The organism is Salinibacterium hongtaonis (genome assembly GCF_003065485.1).
Taxonomy (GTDB): domain Bacteria; phylum Actinomycetota; class Actinomycetes; order Actinomycetales; family Microbacteriaceae; genus Homoserinimonas; species Homoserinimonas hongtaonis.
The window spans coordinates 241691-261590 of record NZ_CP026951.1 but is presented as its reverse complement, the minus strand read 5'-3'; the positions used below and the strand labels follow the sequence as shown (position 1 = coordinate 261590).

General features: G+C 64.4%; 19 protein-coding genes. 10 read left to right on the top strand and 9 right to left on the bottom strand.

Translation table 11 applies throughout. The annotated features are described in order from the left end of the window. Positions 1 to 71: 71 nt before the first annotated feature. From C2138_RS01320 to C2138_RS01285, 8 genes are all read left to right on the top strand, one after another. Positions 72 to 815: an SDR family oxidoreductase gene (locus C2138_RS01320; protein WP_422395402.1), complete on the top strand. Its 744-nt coding sequence runs from the start codon at positions 72 to 74 to the stop codon at positions 813 to 815. 4 nt (positions 816 to 819) lie between these two features. Then, positions 820 to 1413, top strand: a complete 594-nt coding sequence (locus C2138_RS01315; protein WP_108514918.1) for a TetR/AcrR family transcriptional regulator — start codon at positions 820 to 822, stop codon at positions 1411 to 1413. Beyond that, complete coding sequence (locus C2138_RS01310) at positions 1413 to 2414, top strand: NADPH:quinone oxidoreductase family protein (RefSeq protein ID WP_199286555.1); 1002 nt, start codon at positions 1413 to 1415, stop codon at positions 2412 to 2414. Before C2138_RS01315 ends, C2138_RS01310 begins: the two co-directional genes overlap by 1 nt. Before the next feature lie 76 nt (positions 2415 to 2490). Continuing rightward, positions 2491 to 3282: an ABC transporter ATP-binding protein gene (locus tag C2138_RS01305; RefSeq protein ID WP_108514914.1), complete on the top strand. Its 792-nt coding sequence runs from the start codon at positions 2491 to 2493 to the stop codon at positions 3280 to 3282. Next, positions 3279 to 3995 (top strand): ABC transporter ATP-binding protein, encoded by a 717-nt coding sequence (locus C2138_RS01300; RefSeq protein ID WP_108514912.1) that lies wholly within the window; start codon positions 3279 to 3281, stop codon positions 3993 to 3995. Before C2138_RS01305 ends, C2138_RS01300 begins: the two co-directional genes overlap by 4 nt. Then, a complete protein-coding gene (locus C2138_RS01295; RefSeq protein WP_108514910.1) occupies positions 3995 to 4876 on the top strand; it encodes a branched-chain amino acid ABC transporter permease in 882 nt (293 codons plus the stop codon). The genes C2138_RS01300 and C2138_RS01295 overlap by 1 nt, the downstream gene beginning before the upstream one ends. Beyond that, entirely contained in the window at positions 4873 to 5913 is a 1041-nt protein-coding gene (locus C2138_RS01290) for a branched-chain amino acid ABC transporter permease (protein ID WP_108514909.1), read from the top strand. Before C2138_RS01295 ends, C2138_RS01290 begins: the two co-directional genes overlap by 4 nt. A gap of 32 nt (positions 5914 to 5945) precedes the next feature. Continuing rightward, on the top strand, positions 5946 to 7229 hold the full coding sequence (locus tag C2138_RS01285; RefSeq protein ID WP_241961138.1) for an ABC transporter substrate-binding protein: 1284 nt from the start codon (positions 5946 to 5948) through the stop codon (positions 7227 to 7229). Between the two features lie 234 nt (positions 7230 to 7463). Here C2138_RS01285 and C2138_RS01280 read toward each other — a convergent pair whose 3' ends face one another. The 6 genes from C2138_RS01280 to C2138_RS01255 form a co-directional block, all read right to left on the bottom strand. After that, positions 7464 to 9089 carry a long-chain-fatty-acid--CoA ligase gene (locus C2138_RS01280; protein WP_108514907.1) on the bottom strand — a complete coding sequence of 542 codons (1626 nt, stop codon included), beginning with the start codon at positions 9087 to 9089 and terminating at the stop codon, positions 7464 to 7466. A gap of 37 nt (positions 9090 to 9126) precedes the next feature. Continuing rightward, positions 9127 to 9594: a MaoC family dehydratase gene (locus C2138_RS01275; RefSeq protein WP_108514905.1), complete on the bottom strand. Its 468-nt coding sequence runs from the start codon at positions 9592 to 9594 to the stop codon at positions 9127 to 9129. 4 nt (positions 9595 to 9598) lie between these two features. After that, complete coding sequence (gene fabG / locus C2138_RS01270; RefSeq protein ID WP_108514904.1) at positions 9599 to 10354, bottom strand: 3-oxoacyl-ACP reductase FabG; 756 nt, start codon at positions 10352 to 10354, stop codon at positions 9599 to 9601. A gap of 38 nt (positions 10355 to 10392) precedes the next feature. Then, the gene (locus C2138_RS01265) at positions 10393 to 11616 is read right to left on the bottom strand and encodes an acyl-CoA dehydrogenase family protein (protein ID WP_108514902.1); all 1224 of its coding nucleotides are present in this window, start codon (positions 11614 to 11616) and stop codon (positions 10393 to 10395) included. 1 nt (position 11617) lies between these two features. Further along, positions 11618 to 12697 (bottom strand): phosphotransferase family protein, encoded by a 1080-nt coding sequence (locus tag C2138_RS01260; RefSeq protein WP_233245533.1) that lies wholly within the window; start codon positions 12695 to 12697, stop codon positions 11618 to 11620. A gap of 82 nt (positions 12698 to 12779) precedes the next feature. Then, complete coding sequence (locus C2138_RS01255) at positions 12780 to 13883, bottom strand: alcohol dehydrogenase catalytic domain-containing protein (protein ID WP_108514898.1); 1104 nt, start codon at positions 13881 to 13883, stop codon at positions 12780 to 12782. A 117-nt stretch (positions 13884 to 14000) separates the two neighbouring features. Here C2138_RS01255 and C2138_RS01250 point away from each other — a divergent pair, with 117 nt between their 5' ends. Together C2138_RS01250 and C2138_RS01245 are read left to right on the top strand one after the other, a co-directional pair. Next, a complete protein-coding gene (locus C2138_RS01250) occupies positions 14001 to 14456 on the top strand; it encodes a GNAT family N-acetyltransferase (RefSeq protein ID WP_108514896.1) in 456 nt (151 codons plus the stop codon). Between the two features lie 38 nt (positions 14457 to 14494). After that, positions 14495 to 14794 (top strand): MGMT family protein, encoded by a 300-nt coding sequence (locus C2138_RS01245; RefSeq protein ID WP_277871912.1) that lies wholly within the window; start codon positions 14495 to 14497, stop codon positions 14792 to 14794. Between the two features lie 53 nt (positions 14795 to 14847). On the opposite strand, the gene ddaH is transcribed toward C2138_RS01245, so the two are convergent. The 3 genes from ddaH to C2138_RS01230 all read right to left on the bottom strand — a co-directional run bounded on the left by ddaH (position 14848) and on the right by C2138_RS01230 (position 19814). Continuing rightward, the gene (gene ddaH, locus C2138_RS01240) at positions 14848 to 16071 is read right to left on the bottom strand and encodes a dimethylargininase (protein WP_108514895.1); all 1224 of its coding nucleotides are present in this window, start codon (positions 16069 to 16071) and stop codon (positions 14848 to 14850) included. A 78-nt stretch (positions 16072 to 16149) separates the two neighbouring features. Next, on the bottom strand, positions 16150 to 17952 hold the full coding sequence (locus tag C2138_RS01235) for an ABC transporter ATP-binding protein (protein ID WP_108514893.1): 1803 nt from the start codon (positions 17950 to 17952) through the stop codon (positions 16150 to 16152). Then, positions 17949 to 19814, bottom strand: coding sequence for an ABC transporter ATP-binding protein (locus tag C2138_RS01230; RefSeq protein ID WP_108514891.1), 1866 nt, complete (start codon positions 19812 to 19814; stop codon positions 17949 to 17951). Before C2138_RS01230 ends, C2138_RS01235 begins: the two co-directional genes overlap by 4 nt. Between the last annotated feature and the right edge of the window lie 86 nt (positions 19815 to 19900).

The window sequence follows — 19900 nt, the reverse complement described above, 5'->3', positions numbered from 1 at the left end:
TACCAACCGGTCGGTTCTGACACCAGAGTCAGACTGCCGCAACAAAGAACTGTCACGAAGGAGTGGTGGACGTGGGTCGATTCGACGGCGAAACGGCACTGATCACCGGCGCAAGCCGGGGCATCGGTCTCGCCATCGCTCAGCGCTTTGTCGCCGACGGCGGCCGAGTCGCCATCACGGCCCGGGGTCAGGAGGCGCTGGATGCTGCGGTCGCCACGCTCGGCGGGCCGAGCGTCGCTATTGCCGTTGCGGGCAAGGCAGACGATCCCGCCCACCGGGCGGAGGTCTTCTCCCGCATCTCCGACGAGTTCGGATCGGTCGACCACCTCGTTAACAACGCCGGCATCAACCCGGCCTATGGCCCAGCCCTCCAGACCGACGAGGCCGTCGCCCGCAAGATTCTCGATGTCAACGTCATCGGCGCCCTAGCCTGGAGCCGGGACGCCGTCGCCGCTGGCCTCAGCAGCACGATCGTCAACCTGTCGTCGATCTCGGCCCTCACCGCGGCTCCCGGAATCGCCTTCTACGGGGTCTCCAAGGCAGCTCTCATCTCGCTCACCCAGCAGCTCGCCCACGAATTGGCTCCGAGCATCCGGGTCAATGCCGTTGCTCCCGCCGTCATCAAGACCAACTTCGCCAAGGCCCTCTATGAGGGTCGCGAAGACGAAGTTGCCGCCCGTTATCCCCTCGCCCGCCTGGGCGTTCCCGACGATGTTGCGGGGCCTGTGACGTTCCTCATGTCGCCGGATTCCGCCTGGATCACAGGACAGACCCTCGTCATAGACGGCGGCGGCTCCCTCTCCCCTGTTGGATAGAGCCATGAAGAAAACAGTAAGCATCCAAGAAGAACTCCAGCGCGTTTCTGTCGAGCTGTTTTCGAAACAGGGCTACGCCCGCACGAGCGTTCAGCAGATCGTCGACGCCGCCGGGGTTACCAAGGGCGCCCTTTACCACTACTTCACGTCGAAGGACGATCTGCTCTTCGACATCTACGACCGCCTGCTGTCCCTGCAGCGGGAGCACCTCGACGAGATCGTGAGCCGGGATCTCGACCCGCTGGAGACGATGCGTCTCGTGTGCGAGGACCTCATCGTTACCTCCATCGAATGGATCAGCGAAGGCTCGGTGTTCTTTCGCTCGCAGCACATGCTCTCCGATGAGCGGCAGCGCGAAGTCAAACGCCGCCGTCGCGAATACAACGACGTTTTCACCGCCCTCCTCGCACGAGGTCAGGCGGCGGGAGAGTTTCGCACCGACATTCCCGCGATCGTGCTCACCGCCACGTTCTTTGCGAACCCGCACTATCTGTCTCACTGGTACTCGCCCGATGGCGAGCTCACCAAGGAACAGCTCGCAGCACAGATCACCGAGCTCTACCTCAAGGGCTTGAAGACCGAGGAGGCACACGACTGATGGAAGCATGGCAAGTCACCCTGAATGGAGAGCCCATCGACGCGATGGGCATTGCCGTCCTCGAGACGCCGGTCCCCGCTCCTGGCGAAGTTCTTCTCCGCACGAGGGCCGTCGCCCTCAACTTTCCCGACGTGCTTCTCGCCCGCGGCGAATACCAGGTACGCCCTGAGCTGCCCTTCACTCCGGGAATCGAACTCTGTGCCGATGTCGTCGCTCTCGGCGAAGGCGTCACCAATGTTTCGGTCGGCGAACGCGTCGTGGCGACCCACATCGGCGTCATGGCCGAATACGTTGTGGTTCCCGCCCGTGTCGTCTTTTCGGCACCGAGCGCTCTGAGCGACGCCGAGGCCTCCGCCCTCATGATCGGCTACCAGACCGGCTACTTCGGCCTGCACCGCCGCGCCAACCTGCAGCCGGGCGAGACGCTGCTCGTCCATGCCGCGGCCGGCGGCGTGGGAACAGCAGCTGTGCAACTGGGCAAGGCAGCAGGGGCCACCGTAATCGGCGTGGTCGGCAGCGATGCCAAGCGCCAGGTCGCGCTCGACGCTGGGGCCGACCTGGTCATCAACCGCCGAGACGAAGACTTCGTGACGATGGTCAACGACTTCACCCAGGGTCGCGGGGCCGATGTCATCTACGACCCCGTAGGCGGCGAGACGTTCCAGCGCTCCACCAAATGCATCGCATTCGAAGGCCGCATCATCGTCGTCGGGTTTGCCGGCGGCGAGATCCAGTCGGCACGCGCCAACCACGCCCTCGTCAAGAACTACGGCATCCTCGGGCTGCACTGGGGGCTCTACGAGAAGAAGGCCCCGCACCTCATCGCCGAGGCACACGAAGAGCTCACCCGCCTCGCAAACAGCGGAGTCATCCGGCCCCTCATCAGCGAGGTCGTCGACTTCGAGCAGGCAGCGGATGCGGTGCAGCGACTCGCCGACGGAACCACGGTCGGCCGCATCGCCGTGCGGGTTTCGGACCCCGAGGTAGTGGCCCCGCTTTAGATCTCCGGGCATCCGCCGGACGCCCGCCCAACTTCACACACCCGAAGAAAAGTTCCACGACACAAAGGAGTGCCGCATGGCTCCACAAACCGACCAGTCGGCATCCACGCCGCGACTGTCGCTGAGGGACATCACCGTCCGATTCGGCGGCCTCACGGCGCTGGAATCGGTGTCGGTCGACGTGCACCCTGGCACCGTCGTCGGCATCATGGGCCCGAATGGTGCTGGTAAGACCACGCTTTTTAACGTGGTCTGCGGCATCTACCGCCCGTCAATCGGCACGATGGCCGTTGACGGCACTGTCGTCCGCCCGCATCCGCACACCCTGACGAAGCATGGAATCGCTCGAACTCTGCAGGGGCTCGGCCTCTTCGCAGGGCAGAGCGTGCTCGACAACGTTGTCGCGGGTCTTCAGCACGACACGCGTCACACGTTCGTCGAAGAGCTTCTCTCACTGCCTCGCGCCGTCCGCGACGAGCGCGAGAAAAAGGATCGCGCAATGGCGATCCTTGAAAAGCTCAATGTTGCCGCATTCGCGGCGGCGGCCCCCGACACCCTTCCCTATGCGATTCGCAAGAAGGTCTCTATCGCCAGGGCCCTCGTGAGCAACCCCTCGCTCCTCTTGCTGGACGAGCCAGCCGGTGGACTTGGTCACGATGAGATCGACGAACTTGCCCAGCTCATCCGCGAGATCCCGCAGAGCGGCTGCGCGGTCGTTCTTGTCGAGCACCACGTTGACCTCGTCATGTCGGTCTGCGACCGAATCGCAGTGCTCGACTTCGGCAAGCTCATCGCGGAGGGCACCCCGGAGCAGGTTTCGGCCGACCCCGCCGTAACTGACGCCTACCTGGGGGTGGATGCCGCATGAGCGACCTCCTGACTCTCAGCGGCGTGAGCGCCGGTTACGGTGCAATCCCCGTGCTTCACGACATCAACCTCACGGTCGCGGCCGGGAGCATCGCGGCGGTCGTCGGCGCGAACGGCGCCGGCAAGACGACCCTGCTTCGAACCATCATGGGCCAGATCAGACCGACCGCCGGGAGCATCCACGTTGACGGCACAGACCTGGCGGCCGTGAAGGTCGAAGACATGGTTCGACACGGCGTGGCCCTGGTGCCCGAGGGCCGCGGTGTGATCACCGAGCTCACGGTTGATGAGAATCTGCGACTCGGCGGCCTGTGGCGGCGCAACTCAGCAGAATCTGCTCGAACGCTCGCGCAGGTCTACGAACTCTTCGAGCCTCTGCAGAAGCGCCGCACGTCCGCAGGTCATCAGCTCTCGGGCGGCGAGCGCCAGATGTTGGCGATCGGCCGCGCACTCATGGCTCAGCCCAAGCTTTTGATGCTCGACGAGCCGTCGCTCGGCCTTGCCCCCCGCATCACGGCCCAGATTCTTGCGCTGCTTGCCCAGCTCCGCGACGAGACCGGGCTCACGGTTCTGCTCATCGAACAGAACGTACGGAGCGCGCTCTCCATTTCAGACCACGGTGTCGTGCTCAACCTGGGTCGCGTCGTCGCGTCTCGCCCCGCCGAGGAGCTGGCCTCCGACACTGAACTTCGACACACCTACCTGGGGTTCTAATGGAACGGTTTATCTTTCTCACGGTCGACGGGCTCGCTCGCGGCGCCGTCTACGCGGCCTTCGCGCTCTCGCTCGTGCTCATCTGGCGGGCCGCTCGCATCGTCAACTTCTCGCAGGGTGCGATGGCTATGGCGGCAACCTACGTCGCCTTCGTGGTCACAAGCCTCACCGGAAACTACTGGGCTGGTCTTGCCGCCGCGCTGGTGGGTGGTGCGCTCATCGGTGCCGCCGTCGAACGCGGTGTGATGCAGTTTGTTGACGACCGCATCAACCCCCTCAACTCGGTGATTGCCGCTCTGGGGGTGCTGCTCATCATTCAGTCCGTCGTCGGAATGCTGTTCGGCAACACCTTCTACCCGATGGTCACGCCGTTCAGCCAGGACCCACTCCCCTGGCTCCCCGGACTCACGATCTCGGCCTATGACCTATTCGTCTTCGCCTGCGTCGCGTTTGTGGTCGTCGGTCTCGCCCTTCTCTTCGGCAAAACGAATATCGGGCTTCGCATGCGGGCAGCGGCCTTCTCTCCCGATCTCGCTCGGCTGCTCGGGGTGCGTTCCTCTCGCATGATCACACTCGGATGGATGCTCGCCTCCGCGATTAGCGCGCTTGCGGCCCTCCTGGTCATCCCCACCGAGATGGGCCTCAACCCTCACTCCACCGACCTGGTCTTTGTCTACGCGTTCGCCATCGCGGTTGTCGGTGGGCTGGACTCCGCGCCAGGCGCGGTCTTGGGGGGCCTCGCAGTGGGGGTATTGCTCAGCTGGGTAAGCGGTTATCTTGGCGCAACGCTCTCCCCCGTAGCCGTTCTCGTCCTGCTGCTCGCCGTTCTCCTGATCAAGCCCGGCGGTATTTTCTCGGCCACTAAGGAGCGCACAGCATGAGCCGCACCACCGCAATCCTCGCCGCCGTCGGCTTCGTGCTCGTCGTGGCGCTCACCTTCGTCTTCGAACCGTTCCGCAACTTTCAGCTGGCAACCATCGCCGCCTACCTGTGCGCAGTTGGAGGCCTCACGATGCTCACGGGCGTCAACGGGCAGCTCTCGCTCGGTCACGCAGCGCTCATGGCATGCGGTGCCTACTGCTACGCATTCACGGCAAACGCCCTGGGCGAGGCAGAGATCGACGGTGTCCTGCTGCTCGTGCTGCCGCTGGTCGCGGCGGTCGTCGGTTCTGCAATCCTGGGCTTCGTCATCGGCATTGCCGGCGCCAGGCTCCATGGGCCCTACCTCGCCGGCGTAACCCTGGCGGTAGTGCTCGCGCTGCCCGCCTTCACGAGCACGTTCTCCAACGTCTTCGGCGGAGACATGGGCCTCTGGGTGACCGTCGCCCGCAAGCCTGAGGGCCTCGAGGGTCGGGGAAGCACCGAGATGTTCCAGGCATGGGTAGCGATCGCCTGCGCGGCGCTCGTGCTGCTGCTGCTTCAGAACCTGCTCCGCAGCAACTTCGGCCGCCAGATGCGCGCAGTTCGCGATAACGAGGTAGCAGCGTCTATCTCGGGCATCAACGTCTATCGCACCAAGGTTGTGGCGTTCACGGTGAGCTCCGCCGCTGCCGGAATCGGCGGCGGTCTACTCGCCTTCATCACTCAGAGCGCCAGCCCCGGCGCCTACTCCCTCATCTTCTCCCTCTTCCTGCTGATGGCAGCTGTCATCGGCGGGATCGGCACCCTGGCTGGCGCAATCTGGGGCTCCGTGCTCCTGGTGCTCCTGCCGGAGGCCATCGGCTCACTCACCAAGAGCCTGTCCTTGCCACCCGAGGTCGCACAGCGCCTCGACGGCAATCTCGCGATCGCACTGTTCGGCATCGTGCTTGTGCTGGTAGTGATCATCGCTCCCCACGGCATCCAGGGGCTCGTCACGAAAACGTGGCGCAGGCTCCAGGCGCGGGGAACCCTGCAATCCGTTTCCATCCCGAAGTAACACCCGAACCACCAACCACCACAGAAAGGTCAATGATGACTCTCAAAAGGAATCGCCTCCTCGCGATAGTGGGAGCAACCTCGGTGCTCGCTCTCGCGGCGTGCTCGAGCAGCACCGGTAACGGGGGCGGCGAGCCTGCCGATGTTCCCGGCGTGACCGACACCACCGTCACGATCGGAACCCACCAGCCCCTCACGGGTCCCGCTGCCGCAGGATTCGCTTCAGTGTCGGCCGCCGCAAAGGCCTACTTCGACTACATCAACGACAACGGCGGCATCAACGGCCGCACGATTGAGTTCGTGGTCAAGGATGACGGCTACAACCCCGCCAACACCCAGACGGTCGTTCGCGACCTCGTGCTCCAGGAAGACGTCTTCGCACTCATCGGAGGCCTGGGCACCCCGACCCACAGCTCGGTTCTCGACTTCCTCAACGACAACGAAGTTCCTGACCTCTTCGTCGCGTCCGGTTCTGGCATGTGGGACCAGCCGGAGAAGTACCCGTACACGTTCGGTTACAACTCCGATTACGTCACCGAGTCGGCCATCCTGGCCGACTACGCGCAGAAGGAATTCCCCGACGCCAAGTACTGCCTCTTCGGCCAGGACGATGACTTCGGCGACGACTTCGAAGCCGGCCTCACGGAGATCCTCGGAGAAGACGGCCTCGCGGCAAGCGAGCGTTACTCCGTGGCGAACCAGGACGTTGTCGCACAGATCAGCGCCATGAAGGCCGCCGGCTGTGAGGTCAACTTCCTCGCCAGCATCAACGCGTTCACCGCGCTGGGTGTCGGAACTGCTGCCAAGCTCGGCTACTTCCCGCAGTGGATGTCGTCGTCCTCGGGCGGTGACTACCAGACCCTCGCTGGATTCCTTGGTGAGGCTGCACCGCAGCTTCTCGAAGGCTTCATCAGCACCTTCTACCTGTCGATGGCTTCTGGCGACGACGAGTGGATCACGCTGTTCCGCGAGGTCAACGAAAAGTACAACGGTGGCGTCGAGTTCGACGGCAACCAGGTCTACGGCATGACCATGGCCTACATGTTCGCCGAGGCTCTTGCCGGTGCTGGCGAGAACCCCACGCGTGAGTCGTTGGTCGAGGCTGTGCAGAACGGCTCCGTCAAGGGCACCGGAATCGTGCCGCTCGGCTTCTCCGAGAGCGACCACTCCGGTGCACTCGGCGTTCAGCTCAGCATCGTCAAGGACACGGTTCAGGCCTACTTCGGCACCCCGTACGTCTACGAAGACGGCTCAGTTGTCGTCTACGAGGGCGAGCAGCCTGCCGTAACGAACAAGGGAATCCCGGGAGGCAAGTAACCTCTCCCACGGCCCGGCTCAGCTGAGCCGGGCACGAAGGGCCGTCGCTCGTATTCGAGCGGCGGCCCTTTTGCGCGCGAGGGAGAGGGCTGGCGCTCAGCGAGGGAGAGGGCTGGTCTCAGCGAGTGACCAGCGAGGGAGAGGGCCGAGCCCCAGCGAGCTGACCGGCGCACGAGAAAGGCCCTGCCTCCCGCTAGGGAGACAGGGCCAGGGTCGCGCTGTTGTGTTGCTGCGCTATGCCTCTGCCGATATGCGCTGAGCGTATTCGGCCGACAGCTCCCGCTTGAGCACCTTGCCGCTAGCTCCGAGCGGCAGCTCGGCGTGGAACTCCACAATGCGGGGGAACTTGTACGCCGCCATACGCTCGGAGGTGTACGCGATGACGTCTTCTGCGGTGAGCGACGAGCCGGGCGCTAGAACGATCGCGGCCGCGACTTCTTGCCCGTGCTTGTCGTGAGCCACACCGAAGACGGCGGCCGAGCCGACACCCTCGAGCCTGGCCAGAACTTCTTCCACCTCACGGGGATAGACGTTGTAGCCGTTGCGCACGATCATGTCTTTCTTGCGATCGACGATCGTGATGCGGTCGTCCGCACCCTTGGTTCCCAGGTCGCCCGTGCGGAACCATCCGTCAACGACGGCTTCAGCATCCGCCTCAGGGCGCCCGAGGTATCCCTTGAACAGGGCGTGTCCACGCACCACGATCTCGCCGAGCTCTCCCTGCGGCAGGAACTCGATGCGATCGTCGATGTCGGCATCAGCGATCTCGACGTCGACGCCCCAGATGGGACGGCCAACGGTGCCGGCGACGGGTTCGTCGCGCTGATGGTTCGTCGACACGATTGGCGAGGTCTCCGTGAGGCCATAGCCCTCGTGGACACGAGCGCCAAACTCTGCGGCGAAACGTTCGAGAATCGCGACTGGCAGTGACGCGCCGCCCGAGATGCCATATCGCAGAGGTGGCCGCTCGGCCGTGCGGGTGGCGGCCTCAAGCATGCCGATAAACATCGTCGGCACCGCGGTGAACAGCGTCGCGCCGTGCTTGACCATCAGAGCGAGCGCCTCGTCCGGGTCGAACTTGGGCAGCAGGATGATGGCAGCGCCCCGGCGGAACGCTGTGTTGAGCACGGCTGTCTGGCCGAACGTGTGGAACAGCGGAAGACCGCCGAAAACCACATCGTCTGCTGTGATGTTGAACAGGTCAATCAGGGTGACGTGAACCTGCTCGATGAGGGAGACATGGCATCCGACCGCTCCCTTGGGACGCCCCGTTGTTCCACTCGTGTAGAGGATCGTGGCAGCGTCGAGCGGGTTCGTCGACTCGTAACGCTCAAGCGGAATGGCCTCCTTGGCCTCGTCCTCAAGACGCGGCACAGGGATCTGCTCGACCATCGAGTCGGGAATCAGCACGCTCACCAGCGGAACCTGGGCGAGAGCAGCAGCCTTGCCTCCCTCGGCGAGCATGGGTGCCGCTGCGATGAGAAGCGAGGACCCGCTATCGCGCAAAACGTAGGCGATCTCGTCCGCCTTGAGCAGCAAGTGCACTGGCACGACAACCGCGCCGAGCGACAGAATCGCATAGTAGGCGCGAGCGAAGTCGGGCACGTTGGGGATGAGGATTGCGACGCGATCTCCGCGGCGCACGCCTCTGGCCCGCAGCGCCCCGGCGTAGGCCAGGGTCTGCTGCCACAGGTCGCCATAGCTGACGGTGCTATCCCCGTAGATCAAGGCCGTGCGCTCGGGAAAGCGGTGGGCGGTGTCGGAGAGGATGGTGGCAACCGAGAGGGTGCCAAAGCCCCCCGAGGTGAGCGCGGCTGGCGCCTCAAAAAGTGAAGGGGCCGAGCTTTCGGTGCTGGTCATCGTTGACCTCCAGTGATTCGGATGGGACGGTATTCGGTCAGGACTGAGGGGCGCCGAGAACAAAGAGGGCGATGGTTTCGGCGATCGCCGCCGGCTTCTCGACACCATCGATCTCGACGGTCACCGACTGGGTGACGCGGGCACCCTGCGGAACACGCTCCACAGAGACCACAACGGACCGGGTGCGGATGCTGCTGCCGACCGCAACCGGATTAATGAAACGGACCTTGTTGAGCCCGTAATTGACCCCCATGATCGTGCCCTCGATCGTGACGGCCGACGACGAGAGGTAGGGCAGGAGTGAGAGCGTCAGGTAGCCGTGGGCAATCGGCGCACCGAAGGGTCCAGCTTTGGCCCGCTCGGGGTCAACGTGGATCCACTGGTGATCGTTGGTTGCATCCGCGAACGTGTTGACGCGTTCCTGGTCGATAACGAACCAGTCGCTGATCTCCTCGTGGTTGTTGACGATGCCTTCAACGGCGTCGATGTCTGCATACAGGGTCATGGCCTTAGTCCTTTGGTCCGCCGGCGACGTAGAGCACCTGTCCTGAAACGAACGATGCCTCTTCGCTGATGAAGAATGCTGCGGCGGCCGCAATATCGGCCGGCACGCCCGTGCGTCCAACGGGAATCTCCTTCGCCGCATGGGCGAGAAAGTCCTCGAAGGGAACGCCGATGCGCTCGGCTGTCGCGCGCGTCATGTCGGTCGCAATGAATCCGGGGGCGATCGCATTGGCGGTGACGCCGTAGCGGCCCAGCTCGATCGCGAGCGTCTTGGTGAAGCCCTGCAGCCCCGCCTTGGCGGTCGAGTAGTTCGCCTGCCCGCGGTTGCCGAGTGCCGAGGTGCTCGAGAGGTTCACGATGCGACCCCACTTCTGCTCTACCTGATGCGCCTGAACCGCGCGGGACATCAGGAAGGCACCGCGAAGGTGAACACCCATAACGGCATCCCAGTCGGTGTCGGTCATCTTGAACAGGAGGTTGTCGCGAAGGATGCCCGCGTTGTTGACGAGGATCGTCGGAGCCCCGAGCTCGTCGGCGACTCGGGCAACAGCTGCCTCGACGGCTGAGGAATCTGAAACGTCAGCACCGACGCCGATCGCTTCGCCGCCTGCGGAGACGATGGCCTCGACGGTGGCCGAGGTGTCTTCTTCGCGGAGGTCGATGACGGCGATGCGGTGACCTTCTGCTGCGAGGCGCTGGGCGATTTCGGCACCAATGCCGCGGCCGGCTCCTGTGACGATCGCTGTGCGTGGTTCTGTCATGCGGTTCTCCTTAGGTCGATATGTGGCTGTGGGCTTATTCACGAAGCTCGGCGGAGCTCCGCCTTGCCGAGGGCATTGAGGTGCACCTCGTCTGGGCCGTCGGCGATGCGAAGCGCCCTGGCCATCGTGTACATCTCGGCGAGCGGAAAGTCTTGCGAGGCCCCAGCTGCACCATAGATCTGGATGACACGGTCGACGATGGTCTCGAGCATTCGAGGTACGGCCACCTTGATGGCCTGGATCTCGGCGTGCGCGGCCCTATTGCCCACGGTGTCCATGAGCCAGGCCGTCTTAAGCACGAGCAAGCGGTTGGCCTCGATCGCGATGCGAGCTTCGGCGATCCACTCGCGGATGACGCCCTGCTCTGAGAGGTGCTTGTGGAAGGCAACACGGCTGTTGGCGCGTTCCCTCGCAAGGTCGAGAGCGCGCTCCGCGATGCCGATGGCGCGCATGCAGTGGTGAATGCGGCCGGGCCCGAGTCGGGCTTGCGCGATGGCGAAGCCTTCGCCTTCCCCCTTGAGGATGTTGCCGACGGGTACCCGCACATTGCGAAAGACCACCTCGGCATGGCCACCGTGGTCGCGGTCGTCAAACCCAAAGAAGAGAAGCGGACGCTCGACCGTGACTCCGGGTGTGTCGCGCGGCACGAGCACCATGCTCTGCTGGCGGTGCCGTTCAGCGCTCGGATCGGTCTTGCCCATGACGACGAAGATCTCGGCCTCGGGGTTCATGGCTCCCGTCGACCACCACTTGCGTCCGTTGATGACGTACTCGTCACCGTCTCGTTCGATAACCGTGGCGATGTTGGTCGCGTCGGAGGAGGCGACATCAGGCTCCGTCATGCAGAAGGCGGAGCGGATGCTGCCATCGAGGAGGGGGGCGAGCCACCGCGCTTTTTGTTCTTCGGTTGCGAACTCCCGAAGGATCTCCATGTTGCCGGTGTCTGGCGCAGCGCAGTTCATGGCTGCGGGGCCGAGCTTGGGGCTGCGGCCGAGAATTTCACACAGGGGCGCGTACTGCAGATTGGTGAGCCCCGCCCCTCCTTCGTCTCCGTGGGCGGATGCTGGCAGAAAGAGGTTCCAGAGGCCCTGCGACTTGGCCTCCGCCTGCAACTGCCTCACGATCGGCTGGCGCGACCAGACCCCGGGGTTGTCTGCGAGCTGCTGAGCGAGCACATCCTCGGCCGGCATCACGTGCTCCGCCATGAACCGCTCTACGCGGTCGATGTAACCCTTGGTGGTGTCGTCGAAATCGAATTCCACGTCATGCCTTTCGAGAGAGATAAGTGCGCCCGGCCCGAGCGAGGGGGGCGACCAGGCTGCCGATGCGGTCGAAACCGTCGCCGACTGTCTGCCCGGCCTGAAAACGAAAGTGGATGCCTTCGAGGATCACCGCGAGCTTGAAGGCAGCGAAGGCGAGGTACCAGGAGAGATCGGGGACCTCGATTCCCGCGGCTTTGGCATAGACCTCGACGACTCGGTCGAACGAGGGGTAGCCGTCCTCTTCGAAGACGGACGTCGCGACGACGCTCTCCGGCATATCCGCGAAGTTGCTGAGGTTCCAATAAAGGCCGAACAGCCCGAGGTCGGTGAACGAGTCGCCGAGCGTGGCCATCTCCCAGTCGAGCACTGCGGCAATGTGCGGCATGCCCGATTCGTCGTTGCTGACGAGGGCGTTGTCGAGGCGAAAATCTCCGTGAACAATGGACGTGTACATGGTCGTGGGGATGCGCTCGGCGAGTTCGCCCTGCAGTGCGTCGAGATCGGGAATGTCCCGGTTTCGGCTTCCCTCATACTGCCGACCCCAGCGCACGAGCTGGCGCTCAACGAAGCCGTCCGCCTTGCCAAAGTCCTCGAGTCCGACCGATGCGGGGTCGACGGAATGCAGCGTGGCCAGGGTCGTCGCGAGCTCTTCGCTGAGGCTGACCAGCTGGTCGACGGTAAAAAGCCTGTTGTCGGAGCGCAGCTTGAGGGCGACGCCATCGACGCGCTCCATGAGGTAGAACGGCATCTCGACGCCCGCAGCGGGGTCATCGATAAACAGGACAGTTCGCGGCACAGGAACGGCGGTGGGCTGGAGCGCCGACAGCACCCGAAACTCACGGGCCATGTCGTGAGCGGTTTTCTGCACGTGGCCCAGCGGGGGGCGGCGAAGCACCCACGGCCCTACGCCACCATCAATCGCATACGTGAGATTGCTGCGCCCGCCCGCGATCAGACTTGCGCTGAGCGGACCTGCGAGGAGCTGCGGATGATGCTCCTGAAGCCACGCTTCGAAGGCGTCGAGGTCGAGCCCCGGAATCACGGTGCTGTCGGTCGTCGTCCTGTTGGCTTCATCGCTCACAGCACGACAATACCGACCGGACGGTATGTTCTGCAACCAGAAACGACGGACCGAGCGATTTGGGCCGGACCGCCGAAGCGGTTCAGTCGAAGACGATGACCTGCCGGATGGCCGTGCCATCGGCCAGCGCATCCATCCCCGCGTTGATGTCGGAGAGAGCTATGCGAGACGAGATGAGCTTCTCGACGGGCAGTCGACCCTCCCGCCACAACTGGGCATAGCGCGGGATGTCACGCGACGGCACGGCAGACCCCAGATAGCTACCCACGATCGTGCGCGCCTCAGCGACGAGAGTGAGAGGAGAAACCGCAGCCATAGCGCTCGGCGCGGGCAGGCCCACCGTCACGGTTGTGCCGCCGGGCGACGTGGCCGCGATAGCCGTCTCGAATGCCCGCGCGTTGCCCGCAGCCTCGATGACGACGGGAGCCCGGACTCCGCTCTCGGCGAGCTCAGAGGGCGTGAAGACCGCGGAGGCACCCAGCTCAAGCGCCCGCTCAAGCTTGTCGGGAACACCATCGACCCCGATCACCTCATGACCGAGCGAGACGGCAGCAAGCACAGCCGCCATCCCCACCCCTCCGAGGCCCACCACGATGATCGTGTCGCCGGGGGCCGGCCGCCCAGCATTAATGACGGCACCGCCGCCCGTGAGCACGGCGCACCCCAGAACGGCAGCGACATCCGCCGGCACATCGTCGTCCACGACGACGACCGAGTGCCGGTTGACAACGGCGTGGGAGGCGAAACCCGAGACCCCGAGGTGGTGAAAGATCTCCTCGCCATCGCGGTGCAGCCGTCGGCGCCCGCCCACGAGTTCGCCGGCGTTGTTGGCCCGCGTGCCAACCTCACACGGCAGGCGGCCGTCCGTGGCGCATCCGGCGCACTTTCCGCAGCGAGGCAGGAACGTCATCACGACCCTCTGCCCGATGGCAACGTCATCGACGCCGTCGCCCAGCTGTTCAACGATTCCCGCTGCCTCGTGCCCGAGGAGCATGGGCACCGGCCGCACCCGGTTGCCATCGACGACCGAGAGATCGGAGTGACACAGCCCCGCCGCCTCGATGCGCACAAGGATCTCCCCTGGGCCTGGCGGATCGAGCTCAAGCTCCCCCACCGTGATCGGCTTGGACTCGGCAAACGGCCGCTCGCGACCGATCTCTTCAAGCACGGCTCCGACAATTCTCATTGAGACCTCCGCAGGATGGGGCCGCCGATGGCCCGTCGTGTCGGATACCTTCTCACGTTTCAGGGCGACCGGAACATACTCCTGTTCGGATTCTGCAAGCCGAGATAGCCTGACCGCATGGCAGACCTACGACTCGAAGAGCTATCGGCGAAGAACGTCGAAGCCGCGAACAACCTGACTCTCAAGCCGGGCCAGGAGCAGTTCATCGCTCCCGTGTCGTATGCCATGGCCGACCCGTTCATCACTCCGGGCACCTCGTGGTCCCGAGTTGTCGTCGACGAAAATGACACCGTTCTCGGGTTTATCATGGCCGTGTTCGACCCAGAAGCCGTCGAAGAAGAGTTCCGCAGTTGCATCTGGAGGATGAACGTCTCGGCCGAGTCCCAGGGCGCAGGAGTCGGGCGATTTGCGGTGGAGGAGACGGCCGCCGAGGCGCGCCGACGGGGCTTCGAGCGCCTGACGGTGCTGTGGGAGCCGGGCGAACCCGGCCCCGAGGAGTTCTTTCTTCGAGTCGGCTTCGCCGTGGTGGGAGAAAGCCAGTACGGCGAGAAGATCGGCGCGATCACACTCTGAACGAGCAAGAATCGCCCCCGCTGGCGGCAGAGGACTTTGTGGGGCGAGTCCTTGCGGTCGTCGAGAGCATCCCGGCGGGCAAGGTCATGACCTATGGCGATGTCGCTGCAGCGCTCGGCTCACGAGCGTCACGAGCCGTCGGCCAGGCGATGGCCTACTACGGAGCATCGACCCCGTGGTGGCGGGTTATCCGAGCCTCCGGCCACCCTCCCGCCGACCACAGCGCGGCAGCTCTCGAGCACTACAGGGCGGAATCAACCCCGCTCGTGTGGTCGCGAGACGGGCGGTATCGCGTCGACCTGACGGCCGCTCGTCACGCGGTCGACGACGGCATCTGAACGACCGGCACCTGAACGACCGGCACCGTGGAGAAACCCTTGGGAGAACCGGGTTACGGGATGCGCACCGAGAGGCACGTGACGCATCCCTCTAGGCGCTCAAACTGCGAAATCGGCGTAGTGAAAACCGTGTAGCCGAGGCTTCGAACAAGCTCGGCAGACTGCGGCGCCGACTCCGACATGAGCACCGTGGTCGAATCGAGTGCGACAACGGCCGCCCCCTCTGGTTCCGGAACCGGCAGCAGCCTCGAAAAGAGACCGGGCTGATCGAGAAGAGGCGCGTACCCCAGCACCGTGCCGTCCGGGAGCGCAGAAACCGCAGACTTGAGGTGAAGAGCCCGCGAAACAGGGACGGCGACAACGTCGAACCCGCGCGGGCTGAGCAGGGCACGAAGCTGACGGATGCCCTCGGCATTCGTGCGGGAGCTGCTGCCGACGTAGACGGTTGAGCCAACCCGCAAAACGTCTCCACCCTCAAGGGTGCCGGGAGCCGTGATGTGCTCGATGCGGAGGCGGTGGTTGCGAAGGGCCGTTTCGACCGCCTCCGACTCGCCCTCACGCGACGGCGTGCCTGCAACTCCGATAATCGCAAGGTCGTCGATTACGACCGCGTTGTCTTCGACAAAGACCGAATCTGCGAGGCCCTCGGCTACGGGAATCTCGACAATCTTCCACCCGTGGTCGGAGAAAACCTCAACGTAAGCATCCCACTCGCGGTCTGCCTCCTCGGGGTCGACGGGGAGACGGTCGATGTGGGTCACCTGACCCTCGGCAAGCGTGCTCGCCGGCAGACGAACCAGCAGGGTGCCGTGCGGAGTCGCCGCGGGAGCCGAACCGCGAACGACCCAGCGCCACACCACGACTCCGACCGTTGCGCCTACGATTGCGCTCGCCACGATGAAGACCAGGTTCGGGCCCACCAGAACGGTGACGAGATACGACAGCGCTGCGGAATCGATCGTTGTGCCCTGCCCGATGAGCGTGAGCATCGTTCCGCAGAACGAGGCGAGAGCGGCCGCGAGGAGGGCGGCGGGGAGAGCGATGTACCAGCGGCGGAATGCCTCGAGCACCGCTGCGAGAGAGAACAACACGAACGCGAGCAGTGAGCCGTTCAGAAAGAACGAGCCGACCGACATGAGCGATTCAGGGTCTGCCCCTGCCGCCACAAAAAAAGCAAACACCGTCGCCACATGAGCGAGCAACGCAATAGCGGCGCCCGTCGCAAGGGCGCCGAGAATGCGGCGGGCAAGTGAGAGCTCAGAACTCGGATAGGCCATCCACCGAGCCTATTGCCTGAGGGCGCTTTCTCGGTCGCGGGCACCGGGAAGCAAATCGGTGCCCGCGTGAGAGGTCGACTAGACGAGCGAATCCCGCCACGCCGCATGCATACGCGAGAAACGGCCGTCTCCCGCGATGAGCTCCGCGGGGCTTCCGTCCTCGACGATGCGGCCGTGCTCCATGACGAGAACGCGATCGGCAATGGCCACCGTCGACAACCGGTGGGCGATGATGATCGCGGTTCGATGCGCGAGCAGGGTCTGCAACCCCTGCTGCACTAGTCGCTCACTGGGGATATCTAGCGACGCCGTCGCCTCGTCCAGAATCAGCACCGCAGGGTTGGCGAGAAAAGCCCTGGCAAACGAAATCAACTGACGCTGACCGGCAGAGACGCGGCCGCCTCTCTTGTTGACGTCGGTGCCGTAGCCGTCGGGCAGCGACGTGATGAACTCGTGCGCTCCAACCGCCATCGCCGCCTCCTGGATCTCCTCGAGGCTCGCCCCTGGTTTGCCCAGCGCGATGTTGTCGGCCACGGTTCCGCTGAACAGGTATGCCTCCTGCGTGACCATGACGATGGCCCTGCGCAGATCTTTGGGGTGCAGATTGCGCAGGTCGATGCCATCGAGCCGCACCGCTCCCTCGCTTGGGTCATAGAAGCGGGCCATCAACTTGGCAAGCGTGGACTTGCCCGCTCCCGTGGTTCCCACGAGCGCGATGGTCTGCCCGGCGGGGACCTCAAGCGAGAACGACGGCAGGATGACGCGCTCCGGCGTGTAGGCGAAGCGAACGTTGTCGAAGTCGACAGCGCCCTTGGCTTCCCACAAATCGACGGGCTTGGCCGGGTCTGGCACACCCGGCAACTCGTCGAGCACACCGGAAATCTTTTCGAGCGCGGCCGCCGCGGACTGGTACGAGTTGTAGAACATTGCCATCTCCTCCGCCGGAGCGAAGAAGTTGCGGGTGTAGAGCAGCGCTGCGAGCAGAACACCGATGGGCAACGACCCGTCGGCAACGCGCAGACCTCCGACGAGCAGCACAACTGCGAGCGTGACATTGCCGATGAGGATGAGCACAGGATCGAATGTGCCGAAAAGCTGGATCACCTTGGCATTGGTGTCGCGATTGTTCTCGACCAACTCACCGAACTCGGCCTCGTTGCGACGCTCCTTGCGGAACGCCTGCACCGCGCGGATGCCGGTCATGGTTTCGACGAACTGCACGATCATGCGGGCAGAGGCGACCCTGGTTCGGCGGAACATGCGCTGCGAGTTCTTTTGGAACCAGCGCGAAAGAAACCACAGTGGCACGAGGGAACCCAACAGGATGAGCCCGCTGACCCAGTCGACCACGAACAGCATGCCCGCGATAAACAGCATGTAAAGGCCGCCCTGCACGAGCTGGTTAAGCCCCGAGCCGAGCAGCTCCTTGATGGATTCGAGGTCGCTGGTCTGACGCGAAATAATGCGGCCGGAGGTGTAGCTCTCGTGGAACTCGAGGCTGAGGCGCTGGGTGTGCAAAAACATGCGCTTGCGCAGATCGAGCAGCATCGACTGGCTGAGCCGTGCGGTGAGCACGGTGTACCAGGCGATGAGCACGGCCCCGAGCACGCCCGTTGCCAGGTAGGCGCCGACCGTAACGCCGAGAGGCAGCCAGTCGTTCTCGAGCATCGCCGGCAATCCCGTGTCGATGCCGTACGCGATGAGGGCCGGGCCGAGGACCTGGGCAACCGTGCTCACCAGGATCACGGTTGCGGTGAGGCCAACGAGCCCGCGCATCGGTCGCACGAGCGAACCGAGCAGACGAACGGAGCGACCCCGAATTGTGCGGTTCTCGTCGCGGGACAGGTCGTCGCGTTCTTCGTCAACGCCAAGAGTGCTCATCGGGTCACCTCCTCGTCTGTTGTGGCCAAGCCCGGGGTTTCGGATGCTTCTGATGCTTCTGCCGCGGCCTCATCCGCTTCGAGCGATGACACCACAAAGCGATAGTGCTCACTCCGCGCGAGCAGCTGGGAGTGCGTGCCGACATCGGTGATGCGGCCGTTCTCCATCAGCGCTACCCGATCGGCCAGCATGACGGTAGACGGCCGGTGCGCAACGATCAGGGCAGTCGTGCTCGAAAGAACCCGGCGAAGCCCCTCCTCCACGGCCGCCTCGGTATCTACATCGAGGGCAGAGAGCGGGTCATCGAGGACAAGAACATTGGGTCGCGCCGCGACCGCGCGAGCGAGAGCGAGCCGCTGACGCTGGCCGCCGGAGAGGCTCATGCCCTCCTCACCAACCGTCGTATCGACCCCGTCGGGCAGGCTGTAGACAAAATCGGCCTGCGCGATGGCGATTGCCTCGGCAAAATCTTCTTCAGAAGCATCCGGGCGCCCGAGAAGCACGTTGTCGCGCACCGATGCGGAGAAGAGAATCGCGTCTTCGAAGCCCATCGCTACGCGCGAGCGCAGCTCCGAGCGCGTCATGTCGCGCACGTCGACACCGTCGAGCAGCACGCGGCCGCCCGTCACGTCGTAGAGACGCGATGCGAGAGCGGTGAGGGTTGTCTTGCCCGAGCCCGTCACGCCGACCAAGGCCATGGTCTCACCGGGGAGCAGCTCGAGGTCGACACCGTTGACGAGGTCGGGGACTCCCGCTGGAGCATCCTGATACCGAAAATGCACGTCCTCGAAGACGAGCCTGCCCTCGGCACGCTCCGGCACAACGGGGTTTTCTGGGTCGACGACGGGGTTCTCCTCGTCCATGACCTCGAAGAAACGGTCGACAGCCGTGCGGGTGTCGTAGGTCATCGACAGCAAAAAGCCGATCGACTCAACGGGCCAGCGCAGCACCGCCGCCGTCGCGAAGAATGCGACGAGGCCGCCGACCGTGAGGCTGCCCGTTGCCGCCAGCAGCACGCCTCCGAGAAGCGACAGTGCAAACGTTACGTCGGGCACGAGAAGCAGCCAGAGCCAGATCCCGGCGATTGCCCGAGCCTTCTCGATCTCGGTGCCGCGAAGCTCTTCCGCCTGGCGGGTGAACCCGTCAAGCGCATGGCGGCCACGGCCGAAAGCCTTGAGAACTCGGATGCCGTGCACCGACTCTTCGACGGTCGTCGCGAGGTCACCGGACTGATCCTGGCTCAGCCGCGCGACCCTGGAGTACTTGGACTCGAACACAAATGTGTAGATCCACAGCGGGATCGAACAGACGACGAAGACCAAGGCGAGCTGCCAACTCAGAGCAAAGAGGAAGGCAAAACCGATTGCGATCGTGACGACGTTGACGACCAACAGGACGATGCCGAACGAGAGCCACCGGCGCACGAGACCCAGATCGCTCGACATGCGCGAGAGCAGCTGGCCGCTCGGCCAGCGGTCGTGGAATGCCACCGGCAGATCTTGCAGGCGGGCATAGAACGCATTGCGCATTCCTGCCTCGATGTGGGTGCCGGGAACCAGAACGAACCAGCGTCTCAGCCAGATCATCGCCGCCTCGATTACCCCGAGGAGAAGGACGGCGCCGACGGCCCACCAAAGACCGGTGAGGTCTCCCTCAGCGAGAGGCCCATCGACCAACGACCGCAGCACCTGCGGAATAAGGAGCGCAACGACCGCGCCGACCAAGGCTGCTCCCGCCCCCGCAATAATGCGGGGCAGCGCAGGCCGAGCGTAGGGATAGATGCGCGCGATCGCACGCGCAGTAGATAAACGCCGAGGGGGCGAATCCGCTGTCGGGGTCGACAAAGGAAGCTCGTTTCTCATGTGGTGATGTCGAGAACGCTCACGAGGAGCGAATGCGAGAGGTCCCTCAAAGCGAGACGTCGGTGCCTCGAAGGCAGCCTTCGAGC

Bases quoted from the DNA above. Each gene is read 5' to 3' on its own strand.
- C2138_RS01315 (WP_108514918.1), top strand. From the start codon at position 820: ATGAAGAAAACAGTAAGCATCCAAGAAGAACTCCAGCGCGTTTCTGTC.
- C2138_RS01310 (WP_199286555.1), top strand. From the start codon at position 1,413: ATGGAAGCATGGCAAGTCACCCTGAATGGAGAGCCCATCGACGCGATG.
- C2138_RS01305 (WP_108514914.1), top strand. From the start codon at position 2,491: ATGGCTCCACAAACCGACCAGTCGGCATCCACGCCGCGACTGTCGCTG.
- C2138_RS01300 (WP_108514912.1), top strand. From the start codon at position 3,279: ATGAGCGACCTCCTGACTCTCAGCGGCGTGAGCGCCGGTTACGGTGCA.
- C2138_RS01295 (WP_108514910.1), top strand. From the start codon at position 3,995: ATGGAACGGTTTATCTTTCTCACGGTCGACGGGCTCGCTCGCGGCGCC.
- C2138_RS01290 (WP_108514909.1), top strand. From the start codon at position 4,873: ATGAGCCGCACCACCGCAATCCTCGCCGCCGTCGGCTTCGTGCTCGTC.
- C2138_RS01285 (WP_241961138.1), top strand. From the start codon at position 5,946: ATGATGACTCTCAAAAGGAATCGCCTCCTCGCGATAGTGGGAGCAACC.
- C2138_RS01280 (WP_108514907.1), bottom strand. From the start codon at position 9,089: ATGACCAGCACCGAAAGCTCGGCCCCTTCACTTTTTGAGGCGCCAGCC.
- C2138_RS01275 (WP_108514905.1), bottom strand. From the start codon at position 9,594: ATGACCCTGTATGCAGACATCGACGCCGTTGAAGGCATCGTCAACAAC.
- fabG (WP_108514904.1), bottom strand. From the start codon at position 10,354: ATGACAGAACCACGCACAGCGATCGTCACAGGAGCCGGCCGCGGCATT.
- C2138_RS01255 (WP_108514898.1), bottom strand. From the start codon at position 13,883: ATGAGAATTGTCGGAGCCGTGCTTGAAGAGATCGGTCGCGAGCGGCCG.
- C2138_RS01250 (WP_108514896.1), top strand. From the start codon at position 14,001: ATGGCAGACCTACGACTCGAAGAGCTATCGGCGAAGAACGTCGAAGCC.
- ddaH (WP_108514895.1), bottom strand. From the start codon at position 16,071: ATGGCCTATCCGAGTTCTGAGCTCTCACTTGCCCGCCGCATTCTCGGC.
- C2138_RS01235 (WP_108514893.1), bottom strand. From the start codon at position 17,952: ATGAGCACTCTTGGCGTTGACGAAGAACGCGACGACCTGTCCCGCGAC.
- C2138_RS01230 (WP_108514891.1), bottom strand. From the start codon at position 19,814: ATGAGAAACGAGCTTCCTTTGTCGACCCCGACAGCGGATTCGCCCCCT.